The organism is Mycobacterium simiae (assembly GCF_010727605.1).
In the GTDB taxonomy this organism is placed as follows: Bacteria; Actinomycetota; Actinomycetes; order Mycobacteriales; family Mycobacteriaceae; genus Mycobacterium; species Mycobacterium simiae.
Window position 1 is genome coordinate 3,697,767 of the sequence record NZ_AP022568.1, and the last position, 16,281, is coordinate 3,714,047.

Below are 16,281 nucleotides of genomic sequence, written 5' to 3' on the forward strand. Positions count from 1 at the left end.
TTCGTTGGGAATTACGACGCCGGCCAGCCGACAGTCTTTGTCTCGGTGAAGATCTCGAGCCCCTCGATGCCGCACTGGCGACCGACACCGGACTGCTTGTAGCCGCCGAAGGGCGCGTCAGCGCCGTACCAAAGGCCGCCGTTGATGCCCAGGGTGCCGGTTCTGATCCGACGTGCGACGGCTTTGGCGCGATCCAGGTCGCTGGCGAAAACCACGCCGGACAGGCCGTAAATCGATTCGTTCGCGATTCGCACAGCGTCGTCGTCACCGTCGAATCCGATGACGGACAGCACCGGTCCGAAAATCTCCTCCTGCGCGATGGTCATCTTGTTGTCGACATTGGCAAATACCGTTGGCTCCACGTAATAGCCCTTCGGCAGATGCTTGGGCACCCGGCCGCCGGTGACCAGCCGGGCGCCTTCCTGCTTGCCCTTTTCGATGTAGCCGAGCACCCGGTCGTGCTGCTTCTTGGAAACCAATGGACCCTGCAGCACAGATGGATCCGTCGGGTCCCCGTATTTGGTGTTCTCCATCGCGGTCTTGACGATTTCGACCGCTTCCTCGTAGCGCGAGTTGGGCACCAGTAGGCGGGTGGGCATCGCGCAGCCCTGCCCGGCGTGCATGCAGATGAACGCGCTGCCGCCGACCGCACCGCCGATGTCTTTCTCCTCGTCGAGAACCAGGTACACCGACTTACCGCCGAGTTCGAGGAAGGTGGGTTTGACGGTTTCGGCAGCGGCGGCCATGATGCGTCTGCCGGTGGCCGTCGAGCCGGTGAACGCCACCATGTCAACCAGCGGCGACGTCGAAATCACCTCGCCCACAAGATGGTCGGCCGACGGGACGATGTTGATGACGCCGGGCGGAATATCAGTGTGCTCGGCAATGATGCGGCCGATCCTGGTGGCGTTCCACGGCGTGTCCGGGGCCGGCTTGAGCACGCATGTGTTGCCCATTGCCAGGATCGGGCCGATCTTGTTGAGGATGATCTCGAAAGGAAAGTTCCATGGGGTGATGACCCCGACGACGCCGATTGGCTCCTTCCACACTTCGCGCGTCGTTAGGTTGCCCATGCCAAACGCGTCCTTGTCGGGAAGCGACCGCTTCCAGGCGAATTCGCTGATCATGTCCGCGGGCCAGGTGAGGGCTTCACGGAGGGGCACGTCGAGCTGCGGTCCATAGGTGGAAAGCACGGGACAGCCGACCTCCGCGACGAGCTCGCTGCGCAGCTCCTCACGTTCGGCTTCCAGCGCCGCCTGCAGCTGCCGGAGGCTGGCGGCCCGCGCCTCGCCATCACGCGACCACGTGGTGTTGTCGAACGCATGCCGCGCGGCGGCGATCGCGCGCTCCAGGTCGGCACGGGTTCCGTCGGCAGTCACACCCAGGGTTTCCTCGGTCGCCGGGTTGATGTTCTCGAACTGCCGTCCGGTCTCGGACTCGACGAGCTTGCCGTCGATCAGCATTCGCGATTCATGGTTCACCATTGACGAAGCTCCTTTACCGCGTCGGAGGCGCGCGGCGCCAAGGTCAGGTAGGGGATGAAACTGCTATTTCCACAGCGGATAACGGAATTGACGACCTCGGTCAGGTGCTCGGCGTCGACCAGACCGCCCACCATGTACTTGTTGTCCATCCAAAACCGGATGGCAGACTCAAGAGCGTCGGGATCCCAGCTCTTGTTGAACTCCGTCTGAGCGTCGCCCTTACCGCCGAGGCTGTCGCCCACGGCGAGGCGGGTGAAGCCGATTTCCGGATGCTCGATGCGCCAGGCCTCGACGAGTTTGTCCAACGCACCCTTGGTCACCGCGTAGGCGCCGAGCAGCGGCCAGGGGGTCGTGTAGGACGCACTGAGCGAGGACAGGTAAACGGCCGAACCTGCCGAAGCGGCCAGGTGCGGTGCGGCGGCCGCCGTCACCAGAGAGGCTCCGGTGACGTTGGTGGCGAACAACTGTGCCCATTGTTCCGCGGTCACATCGTGTAGTGGCGCGAGCACGCCCATACCGGTCGTGTACACCAAGGCGTCGAGACCGCCGAGCGCCCCGACGACTTCCGATACCGCCCGCTGGCAGTCGTCGGTGACTGTGACATCACAGGCCACGGCGACCGCGTCGTTGCCGGCATCCTTGGCCGCGCCGACCAGCCTCTCGTATCGACGGGCCAGCAGCGCGACGTGGGCACCTCGCTGGGCCAGCCCTATGCCGATGCATCGTCCAAGACCGGCGGAGGCGCCGACGACGGCGACCCGCAGTGGGCGGTTTCCGTTGTCAGACATCGAGCTTGGTGCTCATAGCGCCGAGGGTTGCACCTGCGGTGCGTTCGAACCGGCCATGGTCGAAGCTACGGATCTCGACGTCGTGGTCACCGGCTTCGGCGCGCAGGGCGCCGACCGTGCATCGTTCCCGGGTGCGGTGCTGGAACGGGTCGAATGAATACCAACGGCATGCGTTCTCATACGTGATCTTGTTGACTTCGTCGTCGGGGAGGTCGACCATTACCAGCGCCAGCTCCTCGGCTGACGCGGGCCATGACGAGTCGGAGTGCGGGTAGTCGCACTCCCAGGCAATGTTGTCGATGCCGATGTCATGGCGCAGCTTGACGCCGATCGGGTCGGCGATGAAGCAGGTCAGGAAGCGCTCACGGAACACCTCGCTGGGCAGTTTGTTTCCGAAGTCCTGGCCGGTCCACAGGTGATGCATTTCGTAGGTTCGGTCGAGTCGGTCGACGAAATACGGGATCCAGCCGGTGCCGCCCTCGGAAAGTGCGAAGCGGACGTCGGGAAACTCTTTGATGACGCGGGACCACAATAGGTCGGCGGCCGCCGAGCAGACGTTCATCGGCTGCAGGGTGATCATGACGTCGATGGGCGCGTTGTCCGCGGTCATGGTGATCTTGCCGGAGGAGCCCAGGTGGACCGAGAGCACCGTGTCGGTGTCCGACAGCGCCCGCCACATGGGATCCCAATACTCGTCGTGGAAGCTCGGGAAGCCGAGCGTTGCGGGGTTCTCGGTGAAGGTGACCGAGTGGCAGCCTTTATCGGCGTTGCGGCGGATCTCTTTGGCGCACAATTCCGGATCCCACAACACAGGCAGCCCCATGGGCAGGAACCGCCCTGGATACGAGCCGCACCAGTCCTCGATGTGCCAGTCGTTGTACGCCTGGGTGACGGCGAGGGCGAGATCCTTATCGGCGTGGGTGGCGAACAGCCGGCCGGCGAAGCCCGGGAAAGACGGGAAACACATCGATCCCAGCACACCGCCCGCGTCCATGTCTTTGATCCGCTCATGGATGTCGTAGCACCCCGGGCGCATTTCGTCGAAGGCGGTCGGCTCGACGCCATATTCCTCGCGTGGGCGACCCGCCACAGCGTTCAGGCCGATGTTGGGAATGATGGCATCGTTGAACGTCCATACCTCCGAGCCATCGGGTTGGCGGATGACCCGGGGCGCCGCGTCCGCGTACTTGCTTGGAAGCCTGCCGTCGAACAGGTTCGGCGGCTCCACCAAGTGGTCGTCGACGCTCACCAAGATCATGTCTTCGGGCTGCATGGCTCTCCTTGCGCACAGAGGTTGAGAACGAGGCTATCAGCGAAGTAGAGGAACTATTTCGATTTCTGGAAATATGCATTTCCATACCCGCGGCAAGGTCTGCGTGAGTTTGCTTCAACGTTCAGCGCCGCGGCATGGTATGAGGCTCGATGGCAAAAGAGAGCAGGAGTCGGTCGAGGATCTTGGCGGCCCGACGACGCGCCCGATGCGGGTTCGCGGAGTGCGCGACCAGAAGCGAGGCCTCCTCGAGCGCGGCGACAAGCATGTGCGTCAGCTCGCCGACGGGTTGATCGTCGATGATGCCGTCGGCGATCGCTTCGCGGACCACCTCGTTGATGAGGGCGATGCTGTTGCCTTCCTGGATTTCACGCAGGGTCTGCCAGCCCAGTACCACCGGTCCGTCGACGAGTATCACTCGCTGCACCGCAGGTTCCTGTGCGGCTTCGAGAAATCCGTGCAATCCGCGCGTGAGTCGTTCCCAGGCGTCCGCGCCGGGCGGGGGAGCGGCGATGGACCGGAGGGTCAGATCGTTCTCGACATCTTCGAATACGGCTCGAAACAGCTCGGCCTTGTCCTTGAAGTGGTGATAGAAGGCGCCGCGGGTCCCGACGCCCGACCTTGTCACGATGTCACTGATGCTGGTGTTGAAGAACCCGTGTTCAACGAACAGCGCGCGACCCGCGTCGATCAGGTCCCGACGGGTCTGCTCGCCCCGGGCGCGTCTATCCTCGTCCGCCCCGCCACGCTTCGCCATGCCGACGATCGTAGCAACCTTCAGCGTGAATGTTGAGCGTCGGGCCGAACTGTCTCAGCGCACGATCCCGCGAACGGTCATGAGACCTAGTTCGGCGTGGGACTTGAACCCCGGGGGAGCGTCACAGATGGCGGGGATCGAGTTCACCGGTTCCATCGCCGTCCAGGCGTAGCCGATGTAGCCGGGCTTCGCGTGCTGGCGAGCACGCCGATCGGCGCTACCCCGACGAGCTCGCCCGCGTCCTTGCCGACCTTTTCCGGACGATTGCAGAGCACTCCGACGACTTCGTAGAGGGGGTTGTGTGCGAAGTGACGCAGCGCCAGCGTGCCGACATTGCCCATGCCCCACTGGATCACGCGATATTTCTTGTCGACAGCCGGCACGATCGATTCCAGTGGTGCTGCGAGCGTCATTGCGTCTCCTTCGGGTGGCCCCTTCGAAAGCTACACCCCCGAGAGGGCAGATATGACGGTTGCGAAAACCACAATTTCCGGCTTGCTGGATGGGGATACGCTTCGGCCTAGACAACCTTCATCCGGTATGTTGCGGCTATGCCAGACGACGACGTTCGCGCATACGGGTCGGTCGCTCCCCTGAAAGTCGGCCTGCTGAATGACTATCCGACCACCGGGGACACCGACAATGACAGCCTCGACGCACTGCGCCTGGTGATGGACGAAGCGGTGTCGTCCGGGCTGGTCGATCGACCGATCGAACTCTGCATGCGCAACGTGGTCGGCTTGCCCAACGGTACCTACGCCGCGGTGGAGAGGGCCTTCGACGAGCTGGTGGCCGATGGCTGCCTGGCCATCTACGGTCCGTGGGTCTCGGACAATGTCGTGCCGCTACGTTCCCACGTCGAGGCCACCGCTCGCGTTCCGATCGTCACCCTGTCGGGGTCGGAGGGTGCGCTGGGCGAGTGGTGCTTCGCGCTGAACAACGGCTCGATGCCGGAGGAGCCGGTGATGCTCGCCGCGGTGATGATCGGGGATGGCCGCTCGCGGATCGCCATCGCCTACGAGGCGTCGTTGATCGGCAAGGAGTATCTCGCATTCGCCCAACGGGCCTACGACGCCGTGGGACTGAAAATCGTTGGCACCGTGGCTATTCCCCAGGTGGAGGCCGACAAGGCGGAGGCGGTCGCTGCGTTGCGCGCAGCCGCTCCCGACGCTGTAGTGCACGTCGGATTCGGGCACGGCCTGTGGGGGTTTACCGACGCGCTGCTGGCGGCGGGCTGGGACCCCCCGCGGTACACGACGACGGCCTTCGAAATGGCGCACATCAACAGCGAATGGCGGCGTCAGCTGTCCGGCTGGATTGGTCTGGACAGCTACGACGAGCGCAACACCGTCGGTCAGGCCTTCCTGGACCGCTTCGAGGCCAGATACGGTCGTCGGCCCGCACACTCCATGCCTGGGCTGTCGCACGACGCGGCCACCGTGATCGTGCGCGGCCTCGCGGCCGCGCGCCCGCTGACGGGAGAAGGTGTGAAGAACGGGATGGAGCAGGTCAAGCTCGTTCCCTCGGCCAGCGGTGCTCCCGGGACATTCTTGCGGTTCGGCCGGTTCATCCGGCAGGGCTGGATGGGCTCGGACTATCTGGTTGCCCGCAGGGTGCTGGCCGACGGTAGCGCACACGTCTTCCACGCGGCGCCAAGTGACCATATTGCCCGCGCGGTCGCGCGCGCCTCACGCTAGTTGGATTGCGCCGAATACCGGTGCGGTCACGATGCCGGGCGGTTGGGCAAGTACGTACGGAATCGCGCGAACCGCGCCCATCGCGATCATCAGGTGGCCCGGCATGGCGTGCTGCCCGGGTTGCGCCGAGCCATCGAATCCCACATCGAGCTGGAGTTCGAAGCTCGGTTCGCCTTTGATGACCGCGCGGATCAGGGGCGCCTTCTCCCCGGGCGCCAGCGGCGCCATGCCCCACTGAGGGAGGTCGCGGGTGAGCACCCATTCCTCGTGAATCGCCAGTAGTGGACGGCCCGACCAGTGGCCAACCCACGAGAACCGTTGTCCGACAACCGTTCCCGCTGTGATCGTGCCGGCGAGTACCTCGATGTCGTGCGGCAGTGTGGTGGCGTCGACCGCCACGTCGATGTGCGACAACGTGATTCCGAGAACGTCGGCGGTGGCATTGAGCGCCTGGCGGTAGGCCATGTCGAGCTTCTTGATGATCGGCGAATCGACGCTGACGTCAGCCGGTGGTCTCCCCATGCCCATGAGGTCGACCAACATCGGCCGACTGTCCACGGCCGAAACGTCGGTTGCCTCATAGAGGTCGATGCGGTCGATCGTCTTGCTGAGCCCCGTCACGGTTGCGACGAGGCGCTCGAACATGAAGCCGGGATTTTCGCCGGCGGCGTGAAATCGCGATCCGCCCTGCCGGCAAGCTCCGATGAACGCCGATTCGGTCTCCGGGCCGTAGCTGGGCAAGTGGTTGTACGACGTGGTCGTGATGACGGTGCTCCCAGCGGCCAACAGGCGGCAGATGTCCTCGGCGTTCGTCTCGATGGCATGTGCCTTGCTGGCTGTGTGTACGACGACGTCGGCGCCCAGCGCGACGATCTCGTCCTTGTCCGCTGTGGCGATCACGCCGGTCGTCGGCGCGAGACCACAAAGCGCGCCCGCATCGAGTCCTGTTTTTCCCGGGTCGTAGACCAGCACTCCGGCCAGTTGATAACGAGGATTCTCGATAAGCTCTTGCAGCGCGGCCCGGCCTACGGCGCCGGTCGCCCACTGCACCACTCGAATAACCAATCGGACGCTCCAAGTTGCGCTTTCGCGATGTTGCAGAGCTTCTGGTTCATTCAACCTACATCATGTAGTTTTGCAACCGACAATATGTAGGTTGAGGGCCTGATGAGGTGCACGTGGTGGAGCCGACCGTGAAAGACGACTTCGAAATGACCGCGGACCAGCGCATCCGTGAGGCGCAGGAGAAGTTCAACGCCGGGATGGGCGCCGACGGCGACGCGACGCCGTACCCGCTGTTGCGCGAGTTGCGTCAGCAGGCGCCGGTTCACCCCGGCTGGCCGGAGATGGGCGTTCCACGTGACGGGCCCGACGGCAAGCAGACGTTCACGGCGTACTCGTTCGACGCCGTCAAGGCCGTGTTCACCGACAACATCACTTTCAGCACCCGCATCTACGAGGATATGGTGCGGCCGCTACAGGGGCCGACGATCCTGGAAATGCAGGAACCCGAGCACGCGACCTACCGCAGGTTGCACGAATTCGCTTTCGCCAAGTCCTCGATGAAGCGCTGGGACACCGAACTCGTCGGGCCGCTGGTGGACTGCACGATCGCGAAGTTCCGCGGCGACAAGCGTGCGGACTTGGTCGCAGCAGTCTTCATGCCCATCCCGGTCCGGATCATCGCGGCCCTGCTCGGGTTACCCGAGTCCGACATCGGCGAGTTTCACCGGCTCGCCATCGATCTGCTCGGCTTTCGCGGGGACATGGAAACCGCGATGAAGGCGTCGGCGGAGATGAAGGAGTACTTCGTCGGCGTTCTCGCCGACCGGCGCAAGTCGCCGAAAGACGACATGGTGACCATTTTGTCGCAGGCCGAAATCGAGGGCGTCAAGATGTCGGATGAGCAGATCTACGGTTTCATGCGCAATCTGTTACCGGCGGGGGCGGAGACCACGTCGCGATCGACCGCCAGCCTCGCCCTGGCGCTCTTGACTCATCCAGACCAACTGGATGCGGTGCGTGCCGACCGCAGTCTATTGGCGCAGGCGATCGAGGAGGGCATCCGGTGGGAGACTCCGTTGCTCAACTTCATTCGAGAGGTCAGCACCGACACCGAATTCTTTGGGCTGAAGATCCCGAAAGGCTCGACGATGATGGTGAACCTCGGTAGCGCCAATCATGACGAGACGCGTTGGCCGGACCCGGAGTCCTTCAACATCTTCCGCGAGCGCAAGCCGCACATCGGCTTTGGTCACGGTGCCCACTTATGCCTGGGAATGCACTTAGCGCGGTTGGAGAGCACCAAGTTCTTCAACGCGCTGTTCGACGAACTGCCGGGACTGCGCCTCGATCCCGACGCGCCGCCGCCCTATGTGAGCGGCACGATGTTCCGGTCGCCGCCGCGCCTCGACGTGGTCTGGGACTGAGGATCATCCGATATGACCCGCGTGATCCAATGGGCGACCGGGGTGACCGGAATGATGTCGTTGCGTCATGTCGTGGGCCGCCCGGACCTGGAGTTGGCCGCAGTGCGCGTGTACGACCCGGCCAAAGCCGGACTCGACGCGGGCACCTTGTGCGGGGCCGCGGAAGCAGGGGTGCTGGCGTCTGCCGATCGGGACGCCGTCATTGCTACCGATGCCGATGTGGTGCTCTACATGGGCAAGGTGGAGACCGATACGCCCGGCTGCTTTACCGATGTCTGCGACTTGCTGGCCTCTGGCAAGAACGTCGTGGCGACCGGCAGCCGGTTCATCCATCCGCGCGCGTTGCACGAATCGCTGGCCGACGGGATTGAAAAGGCTTGCCATGCGGGCAGCTCATCGTTTCTCGGGCTCGGCCTGTACCCGGGCTTCGTTGGCGAGTCGCTGGCGCCGATTCTGTCCCGGCTTACCGAGCGCGCCGACCGCATCAGTGTGCGGGAGGTACTGAACTATTCGACCTATGCCAGCCACGACCTGATTTTCAACGCGATGGGTTTCGGGCATGCGCCGGACGACACCACCCCGCTGTTGACTAACACCGACTACGCCGCGAGCGCCTGGATCGGCAGCGCGACGGTGCTCGCGCAGGCCCTCGGTCTCGAGATCCGGTCCGTCGAGGGCTTCCGCGAGGTCGCGACCACGCCGAGAGCCCTCACCGTCGCGGCGGGGGAGATTCCCGCGGAAACAGTCGGCGCCATGCGATTTGGCGTGCTGGCCGACTGCGGCGAAACCACGCTCGCGGTAGAGCATCTCACCAGGATGGCCGATGACCTAGCCCCCGACTGGCCGACGGAGATCGGTTATCAGGTGGCCTTCGAGGGCAAGCCCAACATGAATTTTCATCTGGTGATCGGCTCACACGAAGAGGATCACGCCGCGCAGGGCTGCCTGGCGACCGCCATGCATGCTATCAACGCCATCCCGGCGGTGATCGCAGCCGAGCCAGGGCTTTACGACCTATCGACCATCAGCCCGTTCGGGGGGCATTGGACCGAGCGCGGCGTGGTGCCGCGAACGTGGGAGGCGAAAAATTGATCTCGTTCACCGATCGGGTCGTGCTTGTCACCGGAGGTGGTCGGGGCCTAGGCGAGGCGTACTGCCACGAAATGGCCAGGCGGGGAGCAGCTCTGGTGGTCCACGACAACGGCGCCGCAACCGACGGCAGCGGAAGCGACCCGAAACCGGCCGACGACGTCGCCGCGGCGATCCGTGCCGCGGGGGGACAGGCGGTGGCGTGCGTGTCCGACGCCAGCACCGAACAGGGGGGCCGGGCCGCGGTCGACCTCGCCGTCGCGGAGTTCGGGCGATTGGACGCGATCGTCGCCAACGCCGGCATCATCCACGATGACCCGTTGCCGGACTGGCCGACCGAACGTTTCGAGGCGCTGCTGCGCCATCACCTGTTGGCCGCTTTTCATGTGGTCCGGCCGGGTTTCGCGGTGATGCGGGACGCCGGATACGGTCGGCTGGTGTTCGTGTCCTCGGCGGCCGGTGTCTTCGGGCAGCCGGGGTTGACGGGGTACGCCACGGCCAAGACGGGCATGCTCGGATTGATGAATGTCGCGGCGCTCGAGGGTGCGGCATACGGAATACGCGCCAACGCCATCATGCCGATGGGCGACACCCGAATGGCCATGGCACTGATCGGGGAGGCTGGTCGCACCGCCGACGCTCGGGCCTTCCTGGAGACGCTGCGGCTCGATCAAGTGGCACCGGTCGTTGCCTACCTGGCTAGTGAGAGCTGCACGCTGACGCACCGGGTGCTGAGCGCTTTCCGCGGTCGGGTGGCTGCGTTGCAGATCGGTGTGACCGGCGGCTGGTTCGCCCCCGACGGTTCCTTCGACGCCGAGGACGTCGCGGCCAATCTCGACCGTATCCTCGATCCGCCGGAGTTATTCGTGCCTGGCAGCATCTTTGACGAAATGGAGCATGCCTTTGCGGCGGCTCCTGTCGAGTCCCAGACAAGTCCGTGACCGGGCCGCGGCCGGGCGCGCTGTTCTCCGGCATGGGGCGCAGCGCAGACAGCTCGACGTCAATCCGTGATGACGTTAGGACCGTCACCGAAGCCCGTGTAGCTTCGGATCAGTGGCAGATCCGCCATAGTGGCGAAACCCGCTGGCGCAGCACAGATCGCCGGTATCGCGTTGACGACCTGCAGCGCGACGGCCACGAGCCCGGCTCGCACGTGTTCAGCGACCGACGCCGGCCGCGAGAAGCTTGCCAAGCAGAAGAAGTGCACGCGCATGGACGGATCGCCTTCGAGCGTGAGGGTCCAGCCGTCATCCGGTGCAGGCCAGTGCTCCGGGTAGTCGCCGCCGACCGTCCACAGCGTCTCGAACTCGATGATTGGCCGGCCGCGACGATGTCCCACGAAGTTCCACCGCTGACCCGTCGTCGTGCCGGCACGAACCTGATGGTCGAAAATATCAAAGTCCTTGGTGGCCGGCACCGCGTCGACGGTGACGGCGGCATCGTCGATCGCGGCGTTCAAGGTGTCGGCGATGAACCAAGTTTGTTGGGTGAACAGGGCGGTGTTGAAAGTCAGGAACTCGTTGGCCGTCGGGGTGATGTCCTCGGGAGGTCGCCCGAACCACATTCCGTCGAAGGTTATTTCGGTGCTCTCCCAGAGCGACCAGTCGGCGCGCTCCTGCAGGGTGAACCGGTCGATAGTGCGGCTCATACCCGACAGCGCGAGCGGCAGCACGCCCGACAGGTTGCCCGGGTTGAGGCCGCTGGCGTGGATCGTGCTGTTGCCCTTGTGGCAGGCGGCCAACAGCCGTCGACGGTCGGCGTCGCCGATGCGCTGGGGGTGGAAAAGGAAGGACACGGTCGCAACATTCTTGCCGGTCTCCAGGAGTGCACACACATCGTCGAGGCTGGTGAACGACGGCGCATAGAGGACGACGTCGGCGTCCATCGCGAGAATCTCCGCGACATCGGTGGTTGCGGTGACGCCGACTGGGCTCCGGCCCACCAACGTGCCCACATCGACGCCGTCTTTTGAATCGGAGTACACCCGCGCTCCCACAAGCTCGAGGTCAGTCCGGTGGTCGAGGATCGTCTTGACCATCTCTGTGCCCACGGCGCCGGTCGCCCACTGAATGACCCGAAGGGGCCGGGAACTCACGGTCAATTTCTCAACTCCCTCCAGCGTCCGGTGGATGGCCGTGGCGTCAGATGAAATCCGACCCGCCGTCGACGTTGACGGTCGCCCCCGTCACGTAGCCATTGCGTCGCGACGCCAGATAGGTGGTGACGGAAGCGATCTCCTCGGGCAATCCGGCGCGACCGATGTCACACGGATGGCCGTAAGTCTTCTCGACCCACGTCATCACGTGCTTCGGATCCGAGGCGTCCAGCCCGTCGGCGGCCAGTACATCGCGCAGGGTCTGGGTGAAGCTCGCCGTCACAATGGTCCCCGGACAGACGCAATTCACGAGAATGCCTTCGGCTCCAAGACTTTTGGACAAGTTTTTGGTGAAGCTCGACAGCGCCGACTTGGCTGCCGTGTAGGCGACCAGGCGCGGGCTCTGTCGTTGGATCGAGTGCGCAGAGAGGGTGACGATGCGAGCCCACTCGGCCGATCTCAGCAGCGGCAACGCGTTCCTGACGGAGCGCACTGCGCAGAGCGTGCCGAGATTGAATGCAGCGTACCAATCTTCGTCGTCGAGATCGTCGAATGCGCCCGCGTTCGGGCCGACCGTGTGCACCAAGACGTTCAGGGAGCTCCAGGTGTCACCGACGGTTGCGAACGCCGACGCAATGGAATCGGCGTCGGCCATGTCTACGCTGATCGGTAGTACCTCTGGGGCACCGGCGCAACGGATCTGCTCGGCGGCCGAATCCAGCGCCGCCCGGCCGCGCGCCATGATCGCCACAGAGGCACCCTCAGCCCCAAGACTCTCCGCGATCGCCAGCCCCATCCCCTTGCTACCGCCGGTCACGACTGCCGTGGCACCCTCGAAGCCGAGATCCATTCAGCCATCCGCCCTTCGCGATTCGGTAATCGTCACCGATTCTTCCCGATTCGTGGGGCAAGATGCACGATCTCGCTGACGACGGTGGGGTTCGCGCGTGAGATGGCGATCAAGGACAGCATCGCGTTGGCCACGTCGTCCACCGTGGACATCTCGTCGGGAATCTGGCCCGCGCGCGCCCAGGTCCGGTATAGATCGGCCAGCAGATCGCGGTCGGCGCCGCGCAGGATCTCCGTGTCACACGTGGGACCAACGCTAACCCGGATCACGGCCAGCTCCGGATGCTCGGCCCGCCAAGAGCGCAAGATCTCGTCGAGCGCGGCCTTGCTTGCGTGGTAGGCCGCCACACCGGCGCGGGGGCGGCCGACATCGTGGCTTGATGCGACGACGACCGTGGCGTTGTCGGTCAACTGGGGCAGAGCCGCCCGCAGCACGTGGGATGCGCCGACTGCGTTGACCGCGTACGAATGCAGCCACGTCTCAACATCGGTGTCTTCGATCAGCACGAAGGGCACCACGGCGCTGGTGAACACCACCGCATCGAGCTTGCCCAACTTGGCGGCGACATCATCGATGACGGTCTCTACGGCTCGCGGGTCGGAAACGTCCAGTTCATACGCCGATCCGTGCAGCCGATCGGCCAGTGCCGAGAGTAGGTCCACTCGCCGTGCGGCGAGCGCGACATGAGCTCCCCTGGAGTGGGCGGCGATGGCCAGCGCCTGCCCGATGCCGGACGACGCTCCGATGATCAGCATCCGTGTCCCCGCGATGTTGGAGTGCCGATCGCTCATAACCCGCTTCCTCTGCCCGAATCCGTCACTGAAGGTTAGCCGTAATTCTCGCATGTGAGAATCAGTATTCCCGTCGAGGCCCGATCGTCGGCGCTTCGGCGGCGCGAACAGGAGGCGCAATGATCGACTTCACGGGCAAGGTGGTGCTTGTCACCGGCGGTGGCGCGGGCATCGGGCGCGCCACGGCGACGGCCTTTGCCGACCTGGGTGCGTCGGTCGTCGCGCTCGAGGTCGACCCGGCGCGGTCGCAGGAGCTGCGCACCGGACTCGGCGATAAGGGGCTCGTAATCACGGGCGATGCCACTGCGGCAGCCGACGTGTCGGCGCTCGCCGATGTCATCGGCAGTCGGTACGGGCGCCTCGACGCGTTGGTGAACAATGTCGGTCATTTCGTGACGCGGCCGACGCCTTTCGAGCGGCTCACGGAAGAACAGATCGACGACATCTATCGGCTGAACTCAAACACATCTTCGTGGTCAGCCGCGTCATGCTGCCGCTGCTGCGTGCCGCCGCCGGCGGCGCGAGCATCACGAACGTCTCGTCGATCGAGGGCTTCCGGGGCATACCGCAGTTCGCGGTGTACGGAGCCTTCAAGGCAGCGGTGACCGGCTTTACGATGAGCCTCGCCCTCGAGCTGGGTCCAGAGAACATCCGAGTGAATGCCGTGGCGCCGGAAACCACTGATAGCGCCCAGGTCCCGCTGGACCGCATGATTCACCCATCGCAGCGACACAATATCCCGCGCTGGATTCCGCTGGGCCGCTTCGGAACCCCGCAGGACATCGCGGGCTGCGTGCTATTCCGCCAGGACGTGGGGTATGCAGCCGCGAATCTACCGCAATGAGAATCATTATTTCCGATAATTGAAATCTGTGTTTGTGCGCTCGTAGAGTCGTTGCCATGTCAGCCCCGCTGCCTCAGTTGCACCACGTTGTATTCGCGATCGGACTCGAGCGGCTAGACCGTGCTGCCGATTACCTGAGCGCCCTGGGCTTTCGGTTTCAGGCTTTCGAGCTCGAGCACCTTGGTTTGCAGGTTCGCCTCGACTGGGACCGCGGGTTCGAGCTCATCGCCCCCATGGCCGCGGCGCCAACGGACGCTGGTACCGCGGCGGACTTCCTCGCGCGCAACGGCGACGGACTGTTCTCCGTCATCGTGCGCATGGCGGATTGTGCTGCGGGCGAGCACATCGCCGCGCGGTACGGCGCCAAGTCCGACTTCCGGCAGCGGCACGAAGGGGAGGGATTCGAGTTGACCGAGGTCAAACTCGAGCCGTTGTTCGGCATCCCGTTGACATTGATGACGACGAATATGGCCGACGGGCAGTCGGTTAGCCCCTAGTCGAGCGCAACCGTCCGCTGAGTTGCTGCGCCAGCTCCGACTTCTTGACCTTGCCGGTCGCGGTGAACGGAAGGTCTCGCTTGGTGGTGACCCAGATGTACTTGGGGACCTTGTACGCCGACAGCCGGTCGCGCAGTTGAACCTGCAAAGACTCGGCGTCGAGTGCGGATTCCCCGCGCGGCACCACCGCCGCTGCGACCACCGTTCCGTGCTCAGCGCTCTCCGCTCCGACCACATATGCCTCGAGCACACCGTCGCAGTCGGCCAGTGCCAGTTCGACTTCGCTGGGTGTGACGTTGGTGCCCCCACCGGTCTTGATCAGGTCGCCCAACCGGCCGGTGAACTTGATCCAACCGTCCTCGTACTCGATGCCGCAGTCGCCCGTTCGGTAGTAACCGTCCGGCGTGAACACGTCCTCGCGCTCGCACTTGTGCAGCCGCTGCATCAACGAGTACCCACGCACCCAGATTTCGCCCGGCGAGCCGATAGGCGTCGGCTGTCCGGTATCGGGGTCGACAAGCAGATGGTGCAGCCCGTCTATCGGTAGGCCGCCGGTTTCGGAGCGTTCGGCCGGCTGCACCAGATACGGGTCGACGCCGAGATGATTGCCGCACAGCTCGGTCATTCCCAGGCCACTGGAGCCCGTGGGCTGACGATGGAGTGGCACCATCGCCGGCATACTGGTGCGCCGCACCGCACTCAGATCTCGTGCCGAGAAATCTGGATGTTCGGCCAGTATCTTGCCCTGCTGCGGCCAACCCAGCGCGATGGTGACGCGGTGGCGTTCCATGAGTTCCAATGCTTCCGCCGCGTCGAACGTCGGCTGAGTGACCAAGGTTGCGCCGTGATGGATCACCGCGTGCAATCCGGTGATCAGCCCGCCCACCCAGAAGAAGGGCATGGCGGTGAACATCACGTCGTCGTGGGTGACGCAGTACATGTACGTGAGGTTGTAGGTGTGGCGGACCAGCGTGCCATGGGTGTGCACAGGCCCTTTCGGGTCACCGGTACTGCCCGAGGTGTAGATGATCATCACCTCGTCGGCCGGGGTCACACACGATTCCACGTCGACGAGAAAGTCCGTGTCGGCGGCCGGCAGCGCGCCGTCGGCGTGGACCCGCGTCGTCCAGGCGCGATCGGACGGTCCCCACACCGCGACGGTCCGCAGGAAGGGGGCCTTGCGGACCATGATGCGGCCTGGCCGGTCCTGACCGGCGAGCCCCGGCAGTGCATCTTCCAGTCGTGTCAACAAATCGTGATTGCGGAACCGCGGCCACGCCAAGATCGCGTTCAGGTCCGCATGGCGGGCGGTCCAAGCCAATTCGGAGGCCTTGTAGAAGGTGTTGAGCGGAACAGCGACCGCACCGATGCGTGTGGTGGCAAACCACGCCAGTGCCCAGTCGACGCTGTTGTGCATCAGGATTCCGACGTGGTCACCCTTGCCGATGCCCTGACCCAACAGGGCGACGGCCAGGGCGGCTGAGCGCCGGTCGAGATCGGCGTAGGACAGTCTCCGCCCGTCGGCGATGAGGAACGGCCTGTCGCCGAAACGCGCCGCGCAAAACCTCACCAGTGCAGGGATCGTGGGCAGGATCGTCGGAAAGGGCATGAGCGCAGAATAGTAGCCTTTGCGAAAACCGAGAACATCGGTTCTCATTGGGTGGTTGCGCCTACAATACCGCGATGGCCA

General features: G+C 64.5%; 14 protein-coding genes and 2 pseudogenes. 6 read left to right on the forward strand and 10 right to left on the reverse strand.

The window, feature by feature from the left end; translation table 11 throughout:
* Nucleotides 1-11 precede the first annotated feature (11 nt).
* The 5 genes and pseudogenes from G6N33_RS17410 to G6N33_RS17430 all read right to left on the reverse strand — a co-directional run.
* Nucleotides 12-1,484: an aldehyde dehydrogenase family protein gene (locus tag G6N33_RS17410; protein WP_044507998.1), complete on the reverse strand. Its 1,473-nt coding sequence runs from the start codon at nt 1,482-1,484 to the stop codon at nt 12-14.
* A complete protein-coding gene (locus G6N33_RS17415) occupies nt 1,478-2,272 on the reverse strand; it encodes an SDR family oxidoreductase (protein WP_044507996.1) in 795 nt (264 codons plus the stop codon). Before G6N33_RS17415 ends, G6N33_RS17410 begins: the two co-directional genes overlap by 7 nt.
* Nucleotides 2,265-3,545: an amidohydrolase family protein gene (locus G6N33_RS17420; protein ID WP_044507994.1), complete on the reverse strand. Its 1,281-nt coding sequence runs from the start codon at nt 3,543-3,545 to the stop codon at nt 2,265-2,267. The genes G6N33_RS17415 and G6N33_RS17420 overlap by 8 nt, the downstream gene beginning before the upstream one ends.
* A 121-nt stretch (nt 3,546-3,666) precedes the next feature.
* Nucleotides 3,667-4,299: a TetR/AcrR family transcriptional regulator gene (locus G6N33_RS17425; RefSeq protein ID WP_044507992.1), complete on the reverse strand. Its 633-nt coding sequence runs from the start codon at nt 4,297-4,299 to the stop codon at nt 3,667-3,669.
* Between the two features lie 191 nt (nt 4,300-4,490).
* Nucleotides 4,491-4,712, reverse strand: a pseudogene (locus G6N33_RS17430) (dihydrodipicolinate reductase); the annotation flags it as partial.
* 138 nt (nt 4,713-4,850) lie between these two features.
* Here G6N33_RS17430 and G6N33_RS17435 point away from each other — a divergent pair.
* Nucleotides 4,851-5,996, forward strand: a complete 1,146-nt coding sequence (locus tag G6N33_RS17435) for an ABC transporter substrate-binding protein (protein WP_044507988.1) — start codon at nt 4,851-4,853, stop codon at nt 5,994-5,996.
* Here the strand turns inward: G6N33_RS17435 and G6N33_RS17440 are convergent.
* Complete coding sequence (locus G6N33_RS17440) at nt 5,988-7,046, reverse strand: dihydrodipicolinate synthase (RefSeq protein ID WP_044512332.1); 1,059 nt, start codon at nt 7,044-7,046, stop codon at nt 5,988-5,990. The genes G6N33_RS17435 and G6N33_RS17440 overlap by 9 nt on opposite strands.
* A gap of 128 nt (nt 7,047-7,174) precedes the next feature.
* Between G6N33_RS17440 and G6N33_RS17445 the strand changes: the two genes are divergently transcribed.
* The 3 genes from G6N33_RS17445 to G6N33_RS17455 are packed head-to-tail and all read left to right on the forward strand — an operon-like array spanning nt 7,175 to nt 10,455.
* On the forward strand, nt 7,175-8,425 hold the full coding sequence (locus tag G6N33_RS17445) for a cytochrome P450 (RefSeq protein WP_044512330.1): 1,251 nt from the start codon (nt 7,175-7,177) through the stop codon (nt 8,423-8,425).
* A gap of 12 nt (nt 8,426-8,437) precedes the next feature.
* Nucleotides 8,438-9,517, forward strand: coding sequence for an NAD(P)H-dependent amine dehydrogenase family protein (locus G6N33_RS17450; protein WP_044507986.1), 1,080 nt, complete (start codon nt 8,438-8,440; stop codon nt 9,515-9,517).
* Complete coding sequence (locus tag G6N33_RS17455) at nt 9,499-10,455, forward strand: SDR family NAD(P)-dependent oxidoreductase (RefSeq protein ID WP_163771561.1); 957 nt, start codon at nt 9,499-9,501, stop codon at nt 10,453-10,455. The genes G6N33_RS17450 and G6N33_RS17455 overlap by 19 nt, the downstream gene beginning before the upstream one ends.
* Nucleotides 10,456-10,514: 59 nt before the next feature.
* On the opposite strand, the gene G6N33_RS17460 is transcribed toward G6N33_RS17455, so the two are convergent.
* The 3 genes from G6N33_RS17460 to G6N33_RS17470 all read right to left on the reverse strand — a co-directional run bounded on the left by G6N33_RS17460 (nt 10,515) and on the right by G6N33_RS17470 (nt 13,250).
* Nucleotides 10,515-11,552 (reverse strand): dihydrodipicolinate reductase, encoded by a 1,038-nt coding sequence (locus G6N33_RS17460; RefSeq protein WP_101528120.1) that lies wholly within the window; start codon nt 11,550-11,552, stop codon nt 10,515-10,517.
* Nucleotides 11,553-11,655: 103 nt separating this feature from the next.
* A complete protein-coding gene (locus G6N33_RS17465; protein ID WP_044507983.1) occupies nt 11,656-12,459 on the reverse strand; it encodes an SDR family NAD(P)-dependent oxidoreductase in 804 nt (267 codons plus the stop codon).
* A gap of 32 nt (nt 12,460-12,491) precedes the next feature.
* Nucleotides 12,492-13,250, reverse strand: coding sequence for an SDR family oxidoreductase (locus tag G6N33_RS17470; protein WP_044507981.1), 759 nt, complete (start codon nt 13,248-13,250; stop codon nt 12,492-12,494).
* Nucleotides 13,251-13,369: 119 nt separating this feature from the next.
* Here G6N33_RS17470 and G6N33_RS17475 point away from each other — a divergent pair.
* Nucleotides 13,370-14,094, forward strand: a pseudogene (locus tag G6N33_RS17475) (SDR family NAD(P)-dependent oxidoreductase).
* A gap of 56 nt (nt 14,095-14,150) precedes the next feature.
* The gene (locus G6N33_RS17480; protein WP_044507980.1) at nt 14,151-14,591 is read left to right on the forward strand and encodes a hypothetical protein; all 441 of its coding nucleotides are present in this window, start codon (nt 14,151-14,153) and stop codon (nt 14,589-14,591) included.
* Here G6N33_RS17480 and G6N33_RS17485 read toward each other — a convergent pair.
* Nucleotides 14,581-16,200: a class I adenylate-forming enzyme family protein gene (locus G6N33_RS17485; protein WP_044512326.1), complete on the reverse strand. Its 1,620-nt coding sequence runs from the start codon at nt 16,198-16,200 to the stop codon at nt 14,581-14,583. The genes G6N33_RS17480 and G6N33_RS17485 overlap by 11 nt on opposite strands.
* Between the last annotated feature and the right edge of the window lie 81 nt (nt 16,201-16,281).